This window comes from Streptomyces sp. NPDC127068, from assembly GCF_042724695.1.
Classification (GTDB): Bacteria; Actinomycetota; Actinomycetes; order Streptomycetales; family Streptomycetaceae; genus Streptomyces.
In genome coordinates, this window is the sequence record NZ_JBHXEN010000007.1 from 88549 (window position 1) to 106525 (window position 17977).

Consider the following 17977-nt stretch of genomic DNA (forward strand, 5'->3'; position numbering starts at 1 on the left):
CGCTGCGGCTCCCCCGCCCTCCGACCGCCGGCACGGGTCGCCCCCAAGAGGCTCCAGCCGCAGGACCCGTCAGGGGCGCGGGGAACTGCGCGAGCAACCACCCGCGACCCGCAGGGAGGATCCGACCGGAGGGCCCCGTACAGGCCGCGGCGCAACGGGGCCGCCCTACCCCTCGGCACCCGCACGCAGCTGACCGCGCTCCGCGGTCCGAGCGATGTTGCGGACCATCCCGCCGAAGACCAGGGCGTGGAACGGCGACACACTCCACCAGTACAGGTGCCCGAGGAGCCCGTGCGGGTGGAACAGCGCGCGTTGCCGGTAGCGGGTGCGCCCGTCCTCGGTGCGGTCGACGGTCATCTCCAACCAGGCGAGCCCGGGCAACCGCATCTCGGCGCGCAGCCGGAGCAGCCGGCCCGGTTCGATCGCTTCCACCCGCCAGAAGTCGAGGGAGTCCCCGGCGCGCAGCCGGGCCGCGTCCCGGCGGCCCCGGCTGAGTCCGACGCCGCCGACCAACCGGTCCAGCCAGCCGCGCACCGCCCAGGCCAAGGGGAAGGAGTACCAGCCGTTGTCCCCGCCGATGCCCTCGACGACCCGCCACAGCTCGGCGGGCGAGGCGTCGACCGTTGTCTCGCGCCGGTCCGTGTAGAGGCTGCCGCCGGCCCAGTCGGGGTCGGTGGGCAGCGGGTCGCTGGGCACGCCTGGCGTCGCGGCGGACGACCAGCGGGTCACCACGTCGGCCTCGCGGACCCGGCGCAGCGCCAGGGTGAGCGCGGTGTCGAAGGGCAGCGGGTGCCCCGGGGGGTCGGTCACGTACCGGGTGATGTCGTGGTCCTGGCGGACGACCTCGTGGCGCAGCGACTCGGCGAGCGGGCGGGCGATGGTCCGGGGGACGGGGGTGACCAGCCCGATCCAGTGGCTGGACAGTCCCGGCGACAACATGGGCACCGGCAGGATCAGCCGGTGCGGGAGTCCGGCGACGGCCGCGTACCGGGTCATCATCTCGCGGTACGTCATGATGTCCGGCCCGCCGAGGTCGAAGGCGCGGTTGACGTCGTCGGGCATCTCGGCGCTGCCCACGAGGTACCGCAGGACGTCCCGGACGGCGATGGGCTGGACCCGGGTGCTGACCCAGCTGGGGGTGACCATGACCGGGAGGCGCTCGGTCAGGTAGCGCAGCATCTCGAAGGAGGCGGAGCCGGAGCCGATGATGACGGCGGCCCGGAGCACCGTCGTGGGGACGCCGGAGTCCAGCAGGATGCGGCCGACCTCGGCGCGGGAGCGCAGGTGCGGCGAGAGTTCGCGGTCCGGGACCCCCGCGGGGGTGAGGCCGCCGAGGTAGACGATGCGGCGGACGCCGGCCGCGCGGGCGTGTTCGCCGAAGGCGTGGGCCGCCGCGCGGTCGGTGCGTTCGAACCGGGAGCCGCTGCCCATGGTGTGGACCAGGTAGTAGGCGATGTCGACGTCGCGCAGGGCGGCGGTCAGGGTGTCGGGGTCGGTGACGTCCGCCCGGACCGGTTCCACCCGGTCCGCCCAGGGGTGGTCGCGCAGCACGGCGGGGTCGCGGGCCATGCAGCGCACCCGGTGCCCGGCGTCGAGCAGCTCGGGGACGAGTCGTCCCCCGATGTATCCGCTGGCCCCGGTGACCAGACTGCGCACTGCCACAGCGACCTCCCGACCTCACCCCGGCTTCGCCCCGGGCACCCCTCGTGGATGCACCGGCCGCGGGTGCGGTGCGACCAGCCCACCACGCCGCGCGGCGGGTCACCCACCGGAGCGCCCCCGAAAGGGGCGCGGGCCCTCGTCGGCTGCGTGTGCGACGGGCGCCCGTGCCCCGGGGCTACTCGCTGTCGGGGTCCCTGCGGTCCAGTGCCGGCGACGGCGGGCCGCCCGCCGCCATCAGCAGGTCGGCGGCAGCGGTGTCGGTCACCAGGCTGGTGACCAGTCCGGAACGCAGGACGGCGTCGATCGCGGCGGCCTTCCGCCGTCCGCCGGCGATCGCTATGACCTCGGGGATCCGTCGGAGGCGGTCCGCCTCGACGGTGATGCACCGCTCCCCCAGGTCGCGGCCGACCCGCCGCCCGTCCGAGTCGAACAGGTGGGCGGACATCTCCGCGGCGACGCCGAGCGAGGCGTAGTGTCCGCGCTCCTCGTCGGTGAGCATGTCGTGCACGGTGGAGATGCCGGGCTCCCAGGAGCCGATGGAGACGCAGGCGACGGTCACCTTGTCGAAGTACTCGAAGGCGCGCGCGATCCCGGTCTGGTTCCGCAGCGCGGTGGCGGTGGCCGCGTCGGGCAGCAGCATCGGTGCGTAGATCGGGTGGGCGTCGCCGCCGGAGACCTGCGCGGCCCGGCGAACCGCCTCGACGGAGCCGCGCTCCGCCGTCCCCGCGTCGTAGACACCGGTCAGCTGGACGACCGTGCACTGCGGCAGCCGGTCGAGGGCGGCGGCCATGTGGATGGTCGAGCGCCCCCAGGCGAGTCCGAGGACGTCCCCCTCCGCCACCAGTTCGCCGAGGAGGTCCGCGGCGACCTCGCCGAGGTTCTCCGGGTCGGGCGACTCCTCCGCCTCGTCGGGCGACTCGACGACCACGGCGTGCCGCAGGCCGTAGCGGGCGCGCAGCGCGTCGGAGCGCTCCGCGTCCAGTTCGGCGGGCACCCGGATCTCGATCCGGACGAGATCCCGTTCGAGGGCGGTCTCCAGGACCCGTGCCACTTTGAAGCGGCTGACGCCGAACTCCTCAGCGATCTGGATCTTGGACTTGCCCTCCAGGTAGAAACGGCGCGCCATGGCGGCGGCCTGCACCAGCTCAGCGGGTCCCATCCGCATGGCCGATCGGCCCGCCGAGAAGCCAGTCAAGGCGATCTCCTCACTGCTGTTCACTTCTGCTCACGACCTGGGTTTCGCGGTTCATCCTCGCAGATGCGGCCCGACCGATCAGCTCGGATGAAACGCCCTTCACGTACCGGTGGCTCAGTGGTCGCACGACCGGGCGCCGCCGGCGATGGCCGACTCCGCCAGGGTGCGCAGTCCGCGTACGGCGTCCGCGGGGTCATCGGCGCCGTAGACGGCGGAGCCCGCGACGAAGACGTCCGCTCCGGCCTCGGCGCAGCGCTCGATGGTGGTGGCCGAGACTCCGCCGTCGATCTGGAGCCACAGCTCAAGCCCGTGCTTGGCGATCAGCTGCCGGGTGCGCCGGATCTTGGGCAGCATGATGTCGAGGAACGACTGCCCTCCGAAGCCGGGTTCGACGGTCATGATCAGCAGCATGTCGAGTTCCGGGAGGAGGTCCTCGTAGGGCTCGACGGGGGTGGCCGGTTTGAGTGCCATGGACGCGCGGGCGCCCTTGGCTCGGATCTCACGGGCCAGCCGCACGGGCGCCGCCGCGGCCTCCGCGTGGAAGGTGACGGACCCCGCGCCCGCCTCCACGTACTGCGGGGCCCAGCGGTCGGGGTCCTCGATCATGAGGTGGCAGTCGAGCGGGATGTCCGTGGCCCGTGCCAGGGACTCCACGACGGGAACGCCCAAGGTGAGGTTGGGGACGAAGTGGTTGTCCATCACGTCGACGTGGAGCCAGTCGGCGCCGTCCACCGCACGGGCCTCGTCGGCGAGGCGGGCGAAGTCTGCGGAGAGAATACTGGGATTGATCTGCACGGCCATGGTCCAAGACTGCCATGCCGGGCGGCGGTTGTTCGCCCCGGTCCGTTCCGGGACGGCCCGCCCGGCGCCGGACCCGGCCGTCGGGCCGTCCGACCCGACGGCCCACGACCCCGGACCGAGGGAGCGAACGGGATGACGAACGCGCAGGAACACGCCGGGTACCGCGAGCACGGCGGGCAGGACGGGCGGGACGCGCCCGGGGAGGTCGCCGGGGTGCGCGTTCCGGACACCCCGGTCGCGGCGGCGGCGACGGAATTGGTCCGGGACACCACCGACGACCTCATCTACCACCACTCGCGCCGGGTGTACTTCTTCGGTGCGCTCCAGGCGGCCCGCCGCGGGCTGGGCTTCGATCCGGAGCTGCTCTACGTCGCGGCGATGTTCCACGACATCGGCTTGGGCGAGGCGTACCGCTCCAGCGGCCGTCGTTTCGAGGTGGACGGCGCCGACGCGGCCCGTGACTTCCTGCGCGGTCACGGGCTCCCCGAGGACAGTGTGCGGCGCGTCTGGACGGCGATCGCGCTGCACACCACCCCCGGCATCCCGGAGCACCTGGAGCCCGAGGTCGCCCTGGTGACGGCGGGGGTCGAGTACGACGTCCTGGGCCTCGGCTACCACGACCTGACGGACGCGGTCCGGGAGGCGGTGACCGCCGCCCACCCGCGGCCCGGCTTCAAGCAGGAGATCCTCCGCGCGTTCACCGAGGGCATCGCCCCGAAGCCGGAGACGACCTTCGGCAACGTCAAGGCGGACGTGCTGCGCCACTTCGTGCCCGATTTCACGCCCGGCGACTTCGTGCAGGTCATCCAGGGTTCGCCCTGGCCCGAGTGACCGCGCCGGGGCGCGCGCCTCACCGGTCGGTGTGCTCCAGGATCGCCGCGGCGAGGGGAGCGTGCACCGGGCGCGGGAGGGCGTGTCCCATGCCAGGGACCTCCACCACGCGCGCCCCCCTGATCACCTGACCCAGGTGGTGGGCGTGCGGCGGCGGGTAGACCGGTTCGGCCGGGGCGGCGACGGCGAGGGTGGGCACGGTGGTCCGCGCGAGCTGCTCGGTGCGGACCATGCCGGCGTAGTCGGCCCGGGCGTGGGCGGTGCTGGGGGCGTGGTGCCCGGTGTGGGCGATGACCCTCCGTTCCAGGTCGCGGGTGTACTCCGGGTCGAACGGAAGGAGGTCGCCGCCCAGGAGCCGCCAGTGTGCGACGCGGTGGTCCAGCTCCGCCTCCAGGTCCCGGCGCTCCGCCGGGCGGGACCACACCTCCAGCACCTCGGGGGCGATGGCGGGAAGCTCCTCCGGGGGCGTCCGGGTGCCGTCGGGGTGCGTGTAGGGCAGTTCGCTGAGGGCGCCGGTGCCGATCAGGGTGGCACTCAGCAGCCGGTCGGGGTGGTCGGCGAGGAGCAACTGGGTGAGCATGCCGCCCAACGACATGCCGACGACGTGCGCACGGGCGACCCCGAGGGCGTCGAGGACGCGAACGGCGTCCTCGGCCAGCGCGGTGAGGGGGTAGGGGTCCTCGTCGAACGACCAGGTGGAGCGACCGGTGTCGCGGTGGTCGTAGCGGATCACCCGGTGTCGGGCCGCCAGCAGGTCCACCAGCTCGTCCGGCCAGCCCAGCCCGGACGCCCCCGCGCCCATGACCAGCAACAGCACGGGGGCGTCGACGGGCCCCCGCTGCTGCGTCCACAGCCGCACCCCGGGCGCCACGTCGACGAAGCGTTCACTCATCGTTCCTCCACTGTGCCGAGCACCATCCCTGCAAGACGAGACGTATCGTATCGCATGGACACCGCGCGATGCCCCCTTCCCGTGCGGTGTGCTCGGGAAGGGGGCGTCGTGGGGTCAGCCGGTGCGGCGGATCAGCGCCAGGTACATCGCGTCGGTGCCGTGCAGGTGCGGCCACAACTGGACGTCGGGCCCCTCACCGATGCTCGGCACGCCGGGCACCAGCGGGCGCGCGTCGATGAGTTCGGCGTCCGCGCCGGCACCGCGCAGCACATCGTCCACCACCGCACGGGTCTCCGCGAGGTGCGGCGAACAGGTCGCGTACCCGACGACCCCGCCGACCCGGACCGACTCCAACGCCCGCTCCAGCAGCGCGCGTTGCAGGGGCGCGAACCCGGCCAGGTCCTCCGGGCGGCGACGCCACCGGGCCTCCGGACGGCGGCGCAGCGCGCCGAGCCCGGTGCAGGGCACGTCCACGAGGACCCGGTCGAAGCTGCCCGGTCGCCACGGCGGCCGGGTGCCGTCGGCGGTGATCACCTGGTAGGGACCGGGATTCCCGGCGAGCGAGCGGGCCACCAGACCGGCCCGGTGCGGCTGCTTCTCGGCGGCGACGAGCACGGCGCCCCGCTCGGCCGCGAGCCCGGCGAGCAGCGCCGCCTTGCCGCCCGGTCCTGCGCACGCGTCGAGCCACTTCTCGTCCCGGCCGTCGACCGGTGCGTCGGCCAGGGCGAGCGCGACGAGTTGGCTGCCCTCGTCCTGCACTCCGGCCCGGCCCTCCCGGACGGCCTCCAGCGCGCCGGGCTCCCCGCCCTCGGTGAGCCGTACCGCGTACGGCGACCAGCGGCCCGCCACGGCCCCCTCGGCGGCCAGCCCGGAGCGCAGGTCCTCGACGTCGATCCGGCCGGGCCGGGCGACGAGGGTGACCTCGGGGCGTTCGTTGTCGGCTTCCAGCAGGTCCTCGATGCCGGCCCGGCCCCCGCCCAGGGAGTCCCAGAGCGCCGACACCACCCAGCGCGGGTGGGAGTGGACGACGGCGAGGTGGTCCTCGGGGTCCTCGTCGTACGGCGGCGCGACCCGCTCCAGCCAGCCGTCCAGATCGTGCTGGGCGGCCTTGCGCAGCACCGCGTTGACGAACTTCGCCCGGCCGTCACCCAGGACGACCCGGGCCAGCTCCACCGAGGCCGACACCGCGGCGTGCGTGGGGATGCGGGTACCGAGGAGTTGGTGCGCGCCCAGGCTCAGGACGTCCAGCACGGGCGGGTCGACCTCGCGCAGGGGCCGGTCGACGCACTGGGCCAGCACGGCGTCGTAGGTGCCCTGGCGGCGCAGCGTGCCGTACACCAGCTCGGTGGCGAGGGCCGCGTCCCGGTGGTCGAAGTCGCCCTGCTCCCGGGCCTTGCGCAGCAAGGGGGGCAGCACCAGGTTGGCGTAGGCGTCCCGCTCGTCGACGGCGCGCAGCGCGTCGAAGGCGAGGACGCGCACGGGGTCCTTCTGCGGTCGCCGGTAGGGCCGGCCCGAGCGCTGGGAGGGGGACTGCGTCGGCCTGCGCCGCTGATCGTTCACGAAAAGGTGCTCCGGAGAAGGGGACGAACAGGAGGGGACGAACAGGTGGGGCGACCGGGGAAAGCGCACGTCGACGGGGTCGCCCCGTCCAGCCTACGTCGCGCGCCGGGCCCGCACCGCCGGGGTGACGGCCCGGGTGGGGACGGGTCAGGCGTCGAGCCGCTCGCCCGCCGCGATCCGGGCGCCCCGGGCCCAGTCGGCGGCCCGCATCGGCTTCTTGCCCTGGGCCTGGACCCACAGCAGTTGCACGGCGTGCGAGCCGCTGCCGACGTGCACGCTGTTCTTGCCGACGGCGAGGTCCCGGGGGGCGAGGTCGGTCCGGTCGGGCGCGAGGGCGACCTGGATGAGCTTGAGGCGTTCGCCCCGGAAGACGGTCCAGGCGCCGGGGGCGGGGGTGCAGCCGCGGACCACCCGGTCCACCCGCAGGGCGGGGGCCGACCAGTCGACCCGGGCGTCCTCGACGGTGATCTTCGGCGCGAGACTGACCCCGTCGGCGGGCTGCGGCACGGCCTGGAGGGCGCCGTCGGCGATGCCGTCCATGGTCGCGGCGAGCAGTCCGCCGCCCGCGAAGGCGAGTCGGGTGAGGAGGTCACCGCTGGTGTCGGTGGGCCGCACCCGCTCGGTGACCGTGCCGTAGACGGGTCCCGAGTCGAGCCCCTCCTCGATCAGGAAGGTCGAGGCACCGGTGATCTCGTCGCCCGCCATGACCGCGTGCTGGACGGGGGCCGCGCCGCGCCAGGCGGGCAGCAGCGAGAAGTGCAGGTTGACCCAGCCGCGGGCGGGGACGTCCAGGGCCACCCGGGGCAGCAGGGCGCCGTAGGCGACGACGGGGCAGCAGTCGGGGGCGATCTCCCGTAGCCGGGCGAGGAAGTCCTCGTCCCGGGGCCTGACCGGCTTCAACACCTCGATCCCGGCCTCCTCGGCGCGCTCGGCGACGGGGCTCGCGACCAGTCGGCGACCCCGTCCGGCGGGGGCGTCGGGGCGGGTGACGACGGCGGCCACCTCGTGCCGGTCGGAGGCGATCAGGGCGTCAAGGGCGGGGACGGCGACCTCGGGGGTGCCTGCGAAGACGAGCTTCATCGGTGGCGTTCGGCCTCTCGGGCGGGGTTCTCTGCGTGCACGGCGCGTGCTCGGGGAGCAACGCACCAGTGTAGGGGCGGCCGGGCAGGGGCACGCCGGGGGCGTACGTCGAGCCGTGCGCCCCATCTCACATATCGCACGCCCCAGCACCGTGACCACTCCAGGCGTGGCGCGTTGGTCAAGACAGCGTTGACCGCCGGGCCACCCACACGGGCCCGGTCACCCCCTTCACACCGCCGGTTCGAGAGGCTTGTCTGATGGCCGACCACGCAACCCACGACGCACAGGCACGGGCCAGCCTGCACCTGCTGGTGCGGGACATCGAGCGGGTCCGCCGACAGGTGGACGCCCTGCGTACGCTCACCGCCCAACTGGGCAACGTCTACCGCCCGCGCCGCTCGGGCCCCTCCACGGGCTTCGTCGTCTACGGGCGTGCTCCCGCGCCCACCGTCCGTCTCGCGCAGGAGTTGCGGGACAGCGTCGAGACCCTGGTCACCGCCGCGGTGGACTTCGACCGGTCGCTCGGCTTCTCCTGGGACGCGGTGGGCTCGGCGCTGGGCGTGACCAAGCAGGCGGTGCACCGGCGCTACGGTGCGCGGCGGGCCGCCGCGCAGGCCGCCGCCGAGGCCGAACGGGGTCAGGAGTCAGCGGGTGCCCGGCCCGTGCACGTGGCCGGCCCGCTGCCCACCGTGCCGGCGGCCCGTGCGCTGCCGACCCAGCCGATCGGGGGGAGCCCGGCGCTGCGGGACGACCCCCGGCCGCCGGCCTTCCCCGGTCCCCGCAGCGGCTGACCCGCAACGGCTGGCCCGGCCCGACTGACCCGGCCCGACTGCCCCGGACGGCTCCCGAACGACGAACCACGAGAACTCCCACGACGGACGCAGCACGCACATCGGCTGGGGCGGGCCCGGGCGGACGGGCCCGCCTCAGCCGATGTCCGGCGGGTCCATCCGCACCTGCACCCGGGGCCCGCCCGCGCCGCCCCGCGCCATCCGCGCGGCCTGAGCGGACTTCAACGCCGCGGCGAGCGCCGCGCCGCTGCCCGGCGGCACCCGCAGCAGGGCCCGCTCCCACGGCTCCCCCGTCGGCGGTTCAGCCCCCGGACGCCCGGGCGCACCGCCCGGAGCGGGCACCGGCACCGGGCCGAGCACCACGGCTTCGGCGGGCAGCTCCAGGGCCGCGAGGAAACCGGCGACGGCTTCCCCCGGACCGGCCACGGACGCCATCCGCGACACCGGGGGGAACTCCAGCTCGGCCCGCTCCCCCAGCTCCCGTACCGCGTGGCCGACCGGGTCCCACCGCACCAGTGCCTGCACCGGCCGCAGCGTCGGCTCGGCGACCACCACGACCGTTCCGCCCGCGTCCTGTGCGCGGACCAGGGCGCTCGCACCGAGCCAGCGCCGCAGCGCCTGCTCACCGGCCCGCAGATCGGGTCGGGAGAGCATCGCCCAGCCGTCGAGGAGCAGCGCCGCCGCGTACCCGCCCTCGGCGACCGGTTCGGCCCCGGGGGTGCTGACGACCAGTGCCGGAACGTCCGGCACGGTGTCGAGCACCTGCTCCCGTCCGGAGGTCCGCACCGGAACGGCGGGGAACGCCCGTCCCAGTTCCTCGGCGGTCCGACGGGCCCCCACGATCTGTGCCCGCAGCCGGAAGGAACCGCACGCGGGACAGTGCCAGCGGGACTCCTCACGTCCGCACCAGGCGCAGCCGAGCGCCCCGCGCTCCCGCGCCTCCAACGGCCCCGCGCAGTGGCGACAGCGGGCGGGTTCCCGGCACCGTTCGCAGGCGAGCCGGGGCACGTACCCGCGGCGCGGCACCTGGACCAGGACCGGCCCCCGGGTCAGCCCCTCCCGGGCCACCTGCCAGGCCACCGAGGGCAGCCGGGCGGCCCGGGCGGCCTCGTCGCGGGCGAGGTCGGCGTCCCCCACCGTGCGCACCAGCGGCGCGGCGGCCCGCACCCGGGCCCGGTCGGCCGACAGGGGGCGGGCCCAGCCGGTCGCGACGAGTTGTGCGGCCTCGACCGTGCAGCCGACGTCCCCGAGGAGGAACCCGCACCCCGCGCTGGCGGCCCGCAGCAGCAGCACCTCGCGGGCGTGCGGCTGGGGGGCGTGCTGTTCGCTGTGGCTGGAGTCGCCGTCGTCCCAGAGCACGACCAGCCCGAGGTCACGTACCGGCGCGAACATCGCCGCCCGGGTCCCGACGACGGCCCGCACCGCGCCGCGCCGGACGGCGAGCCACTGGGCGTACCGCTTCTCGGGCCCCGCCTCGGCGGTGAGCACCGCATGCCGTCCGGGACCGAGCAGGGCCGTCAGCGCCGCGTCCACCCGGGCGACGACCCGTCCATCGGGGACGACGACCAGGGCGCCGCGGCCCGAGGCCAGGGCGGCGGCGACGGCCCGGGCGACCTCTTCGGCCCAGCCGGGTCCGGGCAGTGCGGTCCAGACCGCCCGGGGGGCGCCGCCGTCCGCGAGGGCGCGCAGGAAGGCGGGGCCCTGGGCGTACCGCTCCCAGGAACCCGGGGAGGGTACGGGGGGCGGGGGCAGCGGCTCGGGCGAGGGGCGCTTCTCGGCGCGGGCGTTGCGCGGGGGGACGGCCAGTTGCAGGACGTCGGCGAGGCTGCCCGCGTAGCGGTCGGCGACGGCCCGGCAGAGGGCCAGCAACTCCGGCCCGAGGACCGGTTCGGGGGACACCACCTGGGCGAGTGCGGCGAGCGGGCCGGCGTAGTCGGAGGCGGCGAGCCGGGCGATGAGGAAACCGTCGATCAGGCCGCCGCCCTCCCGCCGGCCGCCTTGGACCTGGCCGCGGCCGGCACCGAACCGGACCCGGACCCGGACGCCGGGCTGGGCCTGGGCGTCGAGTTCCTCGGGGACGGCGTAGTCGAAGTAGCGGTCCAGGTGGAGGACGCCCTTGTCGACCAGGACGCGGGCCACCGGGAGGTCCCCGGCCAGGGCGGCGCCCCGCCAGGTGCGCGGCTTGGCCCGGGGGACCTTCGCCTTGCGGACCGTGTCGCGGATCAGGGCGAGTTGCTCCGGCGGGGCGGGGGTCGTCTCCCCCGTGCCGTCACCGGGCTCGGTCCCGCCGTGGTTTCCGCTGCTCACACCCGCATTCCTACCAGACGCCACCGACAGCGGGCGGGCCGTCGGGGTGCCCCGACCGGGCGGGCGGGACGTGCGACGAGGGCCGGCCGCCGGGGTACGGCGACCGGCCCTCGTCGGACGGTCAGAGCGGTCGGAGCGGGCGGACCGGGATCACAGCCCGGCGGCGGCGCGCAGGGCGTCGACCCGGTCGGTGCGCTCCCAGGTGAAGTCCGGCAGCTCACGGCCGAAGTGCCCGTACGCCGCGGTCTGGGCGTAGATCGGGCGCAGCAGGTCCAGATCGCGGATGATCGCGGCCGGGCGCAGGTCGAAGACCTGGCTGATCGCGTTCTCGATGCGGTCCGTGTCGACCTTGTTGGTGCCGAAGGTCTCGATGAAGAGTCCGACGGGCTCGGCCTTGCCGATGGCGTAGGCGACCTGGACCTCGCAGCGGGCGGCGAGCCCGGCCGCGACGACGTTCTTGGCGACCCAGCGCATCGCGTACGCGGCGGAGCGGTCGACCTTGGACGGGTCCTTGCCCGAGAAGGCGCCGCCGCCGTGCCGGGCGTACCCGCCGTAGGTGTCGATGATGATCTTGCGGCCGGTGAGGCCGGCGTCGCCCATGGGGCCGCCGATCTCGAAGCGCCCGGTCGGGTTGACCAACAGGCGGTAGCCCTCGGTCTCCAGCTTGATGCCGTCGTCCAGGAGCGCCTTCAGCTCGGGCTCCACCACGAACTCGCGGATGTCGGGCGCGAGCAGCGACTCCAGGTCGATGTCGGAGGCGTGCTGCGAGGAGACGACGACCGTGTCGAGGCGGACGGCCTTGTCGCCGTCGTACTCGATGGTGACCTGGGTCTTGCCGTCGGGCCGCAGGTACGGGATGGTCCCGTTCTTGCGGACCTCGGACAGGCGCCGTGACAGGCGGTGCGCCAGGTGGATGGGCAGCGGCATCAGCTCGGGGGTCTCGTCGCAGGCGTACCCGAACATGAGGCCCTGGTCGCCGGCGCCCTGCTGGTCCAGCGCGTCGAGTTCCTTGCCGTCGGCACCGGCCTCGACCCGCGACTCGTACGCCGTGTCGACGCCCTGCGCGATGTCGGGCGACTGCGCGCCGATGGAGACCGAGACGCCGCAGGACGCGCCGTCGAAGCCCTTCTTCGAGGAGTCGTAACCGATGCCCAGGATCGTGTCACGGACGAGCTGCGCGATGGGCGCGTACGCCTTGGTCGTGACCTCGCCGGCCACATGGACCAGGCCGGTGGTGATCAGCGTTTCCACGGCGACCCGGGATGTCGGGTCCTCCCGCAGAAGCGCGTCGAGAATGGTGTCGCTGATCTGGTCGGCGATCTTGTCGGGGTGACCCTCGGTCACGGACTCCGAGGTGAAGAGACGGCGGGACACATCGCTCCCTGTGGTTGCAGCGGCTGCTGGCTGTTCATGGTCGGACCCCCTCCGGAGGCTGCACCCGGGGGCGGTCCGTCATCAGTTTATCGGTCGTGCTCGCCGATCGGGTCACGTGTCTCGCCACATGGAAGCCCTGTGACCTGCGGCACCGGCATTCTGGTGCACGGCCGTCCCTCTCCACCAGAGCGCCTCCCTCCGGATGAGCGGGTTCCGGGCGCCCGGACGGCGAGCTCGGACGATTGTCGCGCAGGATGCCCGGGTCACTGGTGGGGCGCGCCGGGGAACCGGGCCACCACCAGATCCCACACGGTGTCGGCCAGGGCTTCCTTCGGCCCGAAGGGCACGGGTGTCTCGCTGCCGTCGGCGCCCAGCACCACGGCTTCGCTCTCGTCCGCCCCGAAGGTCTTGCGCTCGCCGACCTCGTTGACGACGAGCAGGTCACAGCCCTTGCGGCGGAGCTTGGCGCGCCCGTTGTCGAGGACGTCCTCGGTCTCGGCGGCGAAGCCGACGACCACCTGGCCGGGGCGGGCCCGCTGCTGGGAAATGCCCGCGAGAATGTCTGGATTCCGTACCAGGGCGATGGGGTCGGGCTCCTGGCCGTCCCGCTTCTTGATCTTGCCGGGGGCGTAGGCGGCGGGCCGGAAGTCGGCCACCGCGGCGGCCATGACCACGGCGTCGGCGGTGGCGGCGGCCTTGAGGACGGCCTCGTGGAGCTGGGCGGCGCTGCCCACCCGCACCAGGTCGACGCCCGCCGGATCGGGCAGGGCCGCGTGGGCGGCGACCAGGGTGACCCGGGCGCCCCGGGCGGCGGCGGCCCGGGCGAGTGCGTAGCCCTGCTTGCCGGAGGAACGGTTGCCGAGGAAGCGCACCGGGTCCAGGGGCTCCCGGGTCCCCCCGGCGCTGACGACGACGTGCCGTCCGGTGAGGTCGGGCTCGCGCACGCCCCGGGCGAGGACCCGACGACAGACCTCGTAGATCTCGCCCGGGTCGGGCAGCCGCCCCTTGCCCGTGTCGACGCCGGTGAGCCGTCCGACGGCGGGCTCGATGACGAGCGCTCCGCGCCGGCGCAGGGTGGCCACGTTCTCCTGGGTGGCGGGGTGCTCCCACATCTCGGTGTGCATGGCGGGCGCGAAGACCACCGGGCAGCGCGCGGTGAGCAGGGTGTTGGTGAGCAGGTCGTCGGCGAGGCCGTGGGCGGCCTTGGCGAGCAGGTCGGTGGTGGCGGGGGCCACCACGACGAGGTCGGCGCCCTGTCCGATGCGGACGTGCGGCACCTCGTGGACGTCGTCCCACACCTCGGTGGCGACGGGCTGCCCGGACAGCGCGGACCAGGTGGCGGCCCCGACGAAGTGGAGTGCGGCCTCGGTGGGGACCACCCGCACCTCGTGCCCGGATTCGGTGAGCCGGCGCAGCAGCTCGCACGCCTTGTACGCCGCGATGCCGCCGCTGACCCCCAGCACGACCCTGGGCCTGGCCGCCTTGTTCATGTGTCTCCCCGACTCGGCTCGCGCACGGCCGGTGCCGCCGTGCGCTCCTGGTGGTGGTGCGCTTACGCCTCCATGAGACACCACGGGCCCGGCAGCGTCGCTGCCGGGCCCGTGACGGGTGAAGCGGTGGGTGGCTACTGCGCGGGGCCTTCGATGGCCTCGGAGGTCAGCAGGCCCGCGTTGATCTCGCGCAGGGCGATCGAGAGCGGCTTCTCGTGGACGTGGGTGTCGACGAGCGGACCGACGTACTCCAGCAGGCCCTCGCCGAGCTGGGAGTAGTACGCGTTGATCTGGCGGGCACGCTTGGCCGCGTAGATCACCAGGCTGTACTTGGAGTCGGTGGCCTCAAGCAACTCGTCGATCGGCGGGTTGATGATGCCCTCGGGCGCGGTGATGGAAGAGGACACGCTCTACCTTCCGATGGGGGGCTTCCGCGTCTTCCTCGGTGACGGGGCGTACGGGAAGCCTGAGGGAAAAGACGGTACGGGATCAGTGAAGATCACACGACGTTCATCAAGGCTAGCAGCTCACTGGCCACGTCCTTGACGGAGGTGTTGACCAGGGTGGTGTCGAACTCCGACTCGGCGGCCAGTTCGACCCGGGCGGCTTCGAGCCGGCGCTCGATGACCTCGGGGGGCTCCGTGCCGCGGCCGGTGAGGCGGCGGACCAGTTCCTCCCACGACGGGGGCGCGAGGAACACCAGCTGGGCGTCCGGCATGGACTCCCGCACCAGTCGGGCCCCCTGGAGGTCGATCTCCAGGAGCACCGGTTCCCCGGCGGCCAGTCGTTCCTGGACGGCTCCGCGGGGGGTGCCGTAGCGGTTGCCCGCGAACTCGGCCCACTCCAGCAGTTCCCCGTTGGCGATCAGCTTGTCGAACTCCTCGTCGGTGACGAAGAAGTACTGCACACCGTGCTGCTCGCCCGGCCGGGGGCCCCGCGTGGTGGCCGAGACCGAGAGCCAGACGTCGGGGTGTTCCTTGCGCATATGAGCGACGACCGTGCTCTTGCCGACCCCGGAGGGGCCGGAGAGCACGGTCAGCCGCGGACGTACGTCCGGGGGTACGGGGGACGTCCCCCGGGATGTTGCAGCCATGGAGCAATTATCCAGGTTCTCGGGGGTGCCCGAGCACCTCAGGCGGGACCGCCGCCGAACTCGCGCTCCAGCGACGCGATCTGGTTGGAGCCGAGCCCCCGGACGCGCCGGCTCTCGGAGATGCCGAGCCGCTCCATGATCTGCTTGGCACGGACCTTCCCGACGCCCGGCAGGGATTCGAGGAGGGCGGAGACCTTCATCTTGCCGATGACGTCGTTCTCCTGGCCCTGCTTGATGACCTCGTGGAGGGAGGCTCCGGAGTGCTTGAGTCGATTCTTGACCTCGGCCCGCTCCCGGCGAGCCGCGGCGGCCTTTTCGAGCGCAGCTGCGCGCTGTTCAGGGGTAAGGGGCGGAAGAGCCACGCCTACGTCACCTCGGATGTCGAACTGTCGGATGTCTGTCAGGTACAGCAGTCCGGTGAGGAACCTAGTCGCCCCACACCTGGGGAGCAACGAGCAACGCGCTTGCCCGTCCGCTCTCGACGGAGACTAGCGGCCAGGACCCCGAGAGTCAGCGAGAACAGCGGAAAACTCCTGGTCAGCCTTGATCGAGCCTGACATTTCGGGGCAAACAAACCCCATTTCTGAGAACTCTTTCAGAAGGACACCCCACCTCGGCGGGTCGCGAAGGGCGCGCACGAAGCCGAAATCCGAAGACTGCCCACCCCCCGCCGCACCGAAACCGGCCCTCTACAACCACCCGCCCGGCTCCCGATCCGCCCCCGGGAGCCGCCCCGGCCGGCGAACCCCGAACCGGGCGAAGCGGGAGGGATCACCAGCCGGACGGCGCGCCCCGCGGACCGGGTGCGCCACCCGGCCGCGGGGCCCGGTCCTGCGCACCGCGTCGCCCGCACGGATCACCCGGACGAGTGGCCGGGCGAGGCGGACCGGACGCTCAGCCTGCCGTGTGGACGGCCCGGCGCACCTCGTCGGCGAAGCGCTCCGCCGACGCGCGCAGGGCCACCGGGTCCGGACCGTGCCGCAGGACGCCGCGGCTCACGTTCGGGACCACCTGGCGCACGGCCGCCCCGAAGACCCGCGGCAGGTCCGCGGGCGTCGCGCCCTGCGCCCCGATCCCCGGTGCCAGCAGCGGGCCGCCGATCGCGAGGTCGTAGGAGGACAGGTCGCCGAGGGTCGCGCCGACCACCGCGCCGAAGGACCCAAGCCCCGTGCCGCCGGCCGCCGCCACCTCGGGGGCGTTCTCCTCGGCGAGCCGGGCGAGCATCGTGGCGCCCACGGTGCGCCCGTCGCCGCGCACCGCGTGCTGGACCTCGGCGCCCTCCGGGTTGGAGGTGAGGGCGAGCACGAACAGGCCGGTGCCGTTCGTCCGCGCCAGCTCCACCGCCGGCGCCAGCGAGCCGTAGCCCAGGAAGGGCGAGACCGTCAGGGCGTCCGAGAAGAGCGGCGCACCGGGCCGCAGGAAGGTGTCGGCGTACGCGGCCATCGTCGAACCGATGTCGCCGCGCTTGGCGTCCATCAGGACGAGCGCCCCGGCCTCCCGCGCTTCGGCCACGCAGGTCTCCAACACGGCGACGCCGCGGGAGCCGAACCGCTCGAAGAAGGCGCTCTGCGGCTTCAGCACGGCGACCCGGTCCGCCAGCGCCTCGACCACGGTCCGGCTGAAGCGCTCCAGCCCCGCGAGGTCGTCTCCGAGGCCCCAGGAGGTCAGTAGGGAGGCGTGCGGGTCGATCCCCACGCACAGCGGACCGCGCTCGTCCATGGCGCGGCGCAACCGGGCGCCGAAGGGTACGGGGGCGGAGGCGGCGTTGCCGGTCATGCGGGCTTCCTCGTGTCGGCGCCGACGGCCTCGGCGAGGGTCGGGTGCTCGGAGGCGGCGAGCCGGGCGGCGAGCCCCCGGTGGATGCCGCGGGCCCAGGCGGGCCCCTGGTAGATGAAGGCGCTGTAGCCCTGGACGAGGGTCGCTCCGGCCAGGACGCGCTGCCAGACGTCCTCGGCGTCCTCCACGCCGCCCACCCCGATGAGGGTGACCCGGTCGCCCACGCGCGCGTACAGCCGGCGCAGCACCTCCAGGGAGCGTTCCTTGAGGGGCGCGCCGGACAGTCCGCCCGCCTCGGCGAGCAGCGCGGGGTCGCTCCGCAGGCCGAGGCCCTCGCGGGCGATGGTGGTGTTGGTCGCGATGATGCCGTCGAGACCGAGTTCCACGGCCAGGTCGGCCACGGCGTCGATGTCGTCGTCGGCGAGGTCGGGGGCGATCTTCACCAGGAGGGGCACCCGGCGGCCGGTCACCGAGCGGTCGGCGGCCTCGCGCACGGCGGTGAGCAGGGGGCGCAGGTGGTCGACGGCCTGGAGGTCGCGCAGTCCCGGGGTGTTCGGCGACGACACGTTGACCACCAGGTAGTCGGCGTGGCGGGCGAGCCGTTCGGTGGACTTCACGTAGTCGGCGACGGCTTCCGCCTCGGGCACGACCTTGGTCTTGCCGATGTTGACGCCCACGGTGGTCCGGAAGACCTCGCGCCGGGCGGCCAGGCGTTCGGCGACGGCCGCGGAGCCCTCGTTGTTGAAGCCCATGCGGTTGATCAGGGCCCGGTCGGCGGTCAGCCGGAACAGCCGGGTGCGGGGGTTGCCGGACTGCGGTTCACCGGTGACGGTGCCGATCTCGACGTGGTCGAAGCCGAGCATCGCCAGGCCGTCGACGGCGACGGCGTTCTTGTCGAAGCCGGCGGCGAGCCCGAAGGGGCTGTGCAGCCGCAGGCCGAGCGCCTCGGTGCGCAGTTCCCGGTGGCGCGGGGCGAGGACGGCGGCGACGAGGGTCCGCAGGACGGGGACCCTGGCGGCGCAGCGGATCCAGCCGACGGCCAGGTGGTGGGCCTGTTCGGGGTCCATGCGGCGGAACAGGAGCTGGAAGAGAATCTTGTACATGGGTGGTGGTGTCCTCGGGCCG

At 74.0% G+C, this 17977-nt stretch carries 16 protein-coding genes; 2 read left to right on the top strand and 14 right to left on the bottom strand.

Translation table 11 applies throughout. From position 1 onward, the window contains the following. Positions 1-165: 165 nt before the first annotated feature. From ACFWIA_RS06220 to rpe, 3 genes are all read right to left on the bottom strand, one after another. The gene (locus ACFWIA_RS06220; RefSeq protein WP_387000914.1) at positions 166-1662 is read right to left on the bottom strand and encodes an SDR family oxidoreductase; all 1497 of its coding nucleotides are present in this window, start codon (positions 1660-1662) and stop codon (positions 166-168) included. Positions 1663-1837: 175 nt separating this feature from the next. Then, a complete protein-coding gene (locus tag ACFWIA_RS06225; protein ID WP_387000915.1) occupies positions 1838-2881 on the bottom strand; it encodes a sugar-binding transcriptional regulator in 1044 nt (347 codons plus the stop codon). A 90-nt stretch (positions 2882-2971) separates the two neighbouring features. Further along, a complete protein-coding gene (gene rpe, locus ACFWIA_RS06230) occupies positions 2972-3658 on the bottom strand; it encodes a ribulose-phosphate 3-epimerase (protein ID WP_387000916.1) in 687 nt (228 codons plus the stop codon). Positions 3659-3790: 132 nt separating this feature from the next. Between rpe and ACFWIA_RS06235 the strand changes: the two genes are divergently transcribed. Beyond that, positions 3791-4489 (top strand): HD domain-containing protein, encoded by a 699-nt coding sequence (locus tag ACFWIA_RS06235; RefSeq protein WP_387000918.1) that lies wholly within the window; start codon positions 3791-3793, stop codon positions 4487-4489. Between the two features lie 19 nt (positions 4490-4508). Here the strand turns inward: ACFWIA_RS06235 and ACFWIA_RS06240 are convergent, their stop codons facing one another. The 3 genes from ACFWIA_RS06240 to fmt all read right to left on the bottom strand — a co-directional run bounded on the left by ACFWIA_RS06240 (position 4509) and on the right by fmt (position 8021). Beyond that, positions 4509-5381, bottom strand: coding sequence for an alpha/beta fold hydrolase (locus ACFWIA_RS06240; protein WP_387000920.1), 873 nt, complete (start codon positions 5379-5381; stop codon positions 4509-4511). 114 nt (positions 5382-5495) lie between these two features. Next, complete coding sequence (locus tag ACFWIA_RS06245) at positions 5496-6941, bottom strand: RsmB/NOP family class I SAM-dependent RNA methyltransferase (RefSeq protein WP_387000922.1); 1446 nt, start codon at positions 6939-6941, stop codon at positions 5496-5498. Between the two features lie 147 nt (positions 6942-7088). Further along, the gene (gene fmt, locus ACFWIA_RS06250) at positions 7089-8021 is read right to left on the bottom strand and encodes a methionyl-tRNA formyltransferase (RefSeq protein ID WP_387000925.1); all 933 of its coding nucleotides are present in this window, start codon (positions 8019-8021) and stop codon (positions 7089-7091) included. Positions 8022-8278: 257 nt separating this feature from the next. Here fmt and ACFWIA_RS06255 point away from each other — a divergent pair, with 257 nt between their 5' ends. Further along, a complete protein-coding gene (locus tag ACFWIA_RS06255) occupies positions 8279-8812 on the top strand; it encodes a hypothetical protein (RefSeq protein WP_387000927.1) in 534 nt (177 codons plus the stop codon). A gap of 135 nt (positions 8813-8947) precedes the next feature. Here the strand turns inward: ACFWIA_RS06255 and ACFWIA_RS06260 are convergent, their stop codons facing one another. From ACFWIA_RS06260 to ACFWIA_RS06295, 8 genes are all read right to left on the bottom strand, one after another. Then, positions 8948-11119, bottom strand: a complete 2172-nt coding sequence (locus tag ACFWIA_RS06260; RefSeq protein WP_387000929.1) for a primosomal protein N' — start codon at positions 11117-11119, stop codon at positions 8948-8950. 150 nt (positions 11120-11269) lie between these two features. After that, a complete protein-coding gene (metK, locus tag ACFWIA_RS06265; RefSeq protein ID WP_387000930.1) occupies positions 11270-12493 on the bottom strand; it encodes a methionine adenosyltransferase in 1224 nt (407 codons plus the stop codon). A gap of 263 nt (positions 12494-12756) precedes the next feature. Continuing rightward, positions 12757-13983, bottom strand: coding sequence for a bifunctional phosphopantothenoylcysteine decarboxylase/phosphopantothenate--cysteine ligase CoaBC (gene coaBC, locus ACFWIA_RS06270; RefSeq protein ID WP_387000932.1), 1227 nt, complete (start codon positions 13981-13983; stop codon positions 12757-12759). Positions 13984-14117: 134 nt separating this feature from the next. Beyond that, on the bottom strand, positions 14118-14390 hold the full coding sequence (gene rpoZ / locus ACFWIA_RS06275; protein WP_005319902.1) for a DNA-directed RNA polymerase subunit omega: 273 nt from the start codon (positions 14388-14390) through the stop codon (positions 14118-14120). Positions 14391-14482: 92 nt separating this feature from the next. Continuing rightward, complete coding sequence (gmk, locus tag ACFWIA_RS06280; RefSeq protein ID WP_387000934.1) at positions 14483-15076, bottom strand: guanylate kinase; 594 nt, start codon at positions 15074-15076, stop codon at positions 14483-14485. A 38-nt stretch (positions 15077-15114) separates the two neighbouring features. After that, the gene (locus ACFWIA_RS06285) at positions 15115-15438 is read right to left on the bottom strand and encodes an integration host factor (RefSeq protein WP_003956414.1); all 324 of its coding nucleotides are present in this window, start codon (positions 15436-15438) and stop codon (positions 15115-15117) included. A gap of 532 nt (positions 15439-15970) precedes the next feature. Beyond that, a complete protein-coding gene (pyrF, locus tag ACFWIA_RS06290; RefSeq protein WP_387000937.1) occupies positions 15971-16852 on the bottom strand; it encodes an orotidine-5'-phosphate decarboxylase in 882 nt (293 codons plus the stop codon). Beyond that, positions 16849-17955 (bottom strand): quinone-dependent dihydroorotate dehydrogenase, encoded by a 1107-nt coding sequence (locus ACFWIA_RS06295; RefSeq protein WP_387000939.1) that lies wholly within the window; start codon positions 17953-17955, stop codon positions 16849-16851. The genes pyrF and ACFWIA_RS06295 overlap by 4 nt, the downstream gene beginning before the upstream one ends. Between the last annotated feature and the right edge of the window lie 22 nt (positions 17956-17977).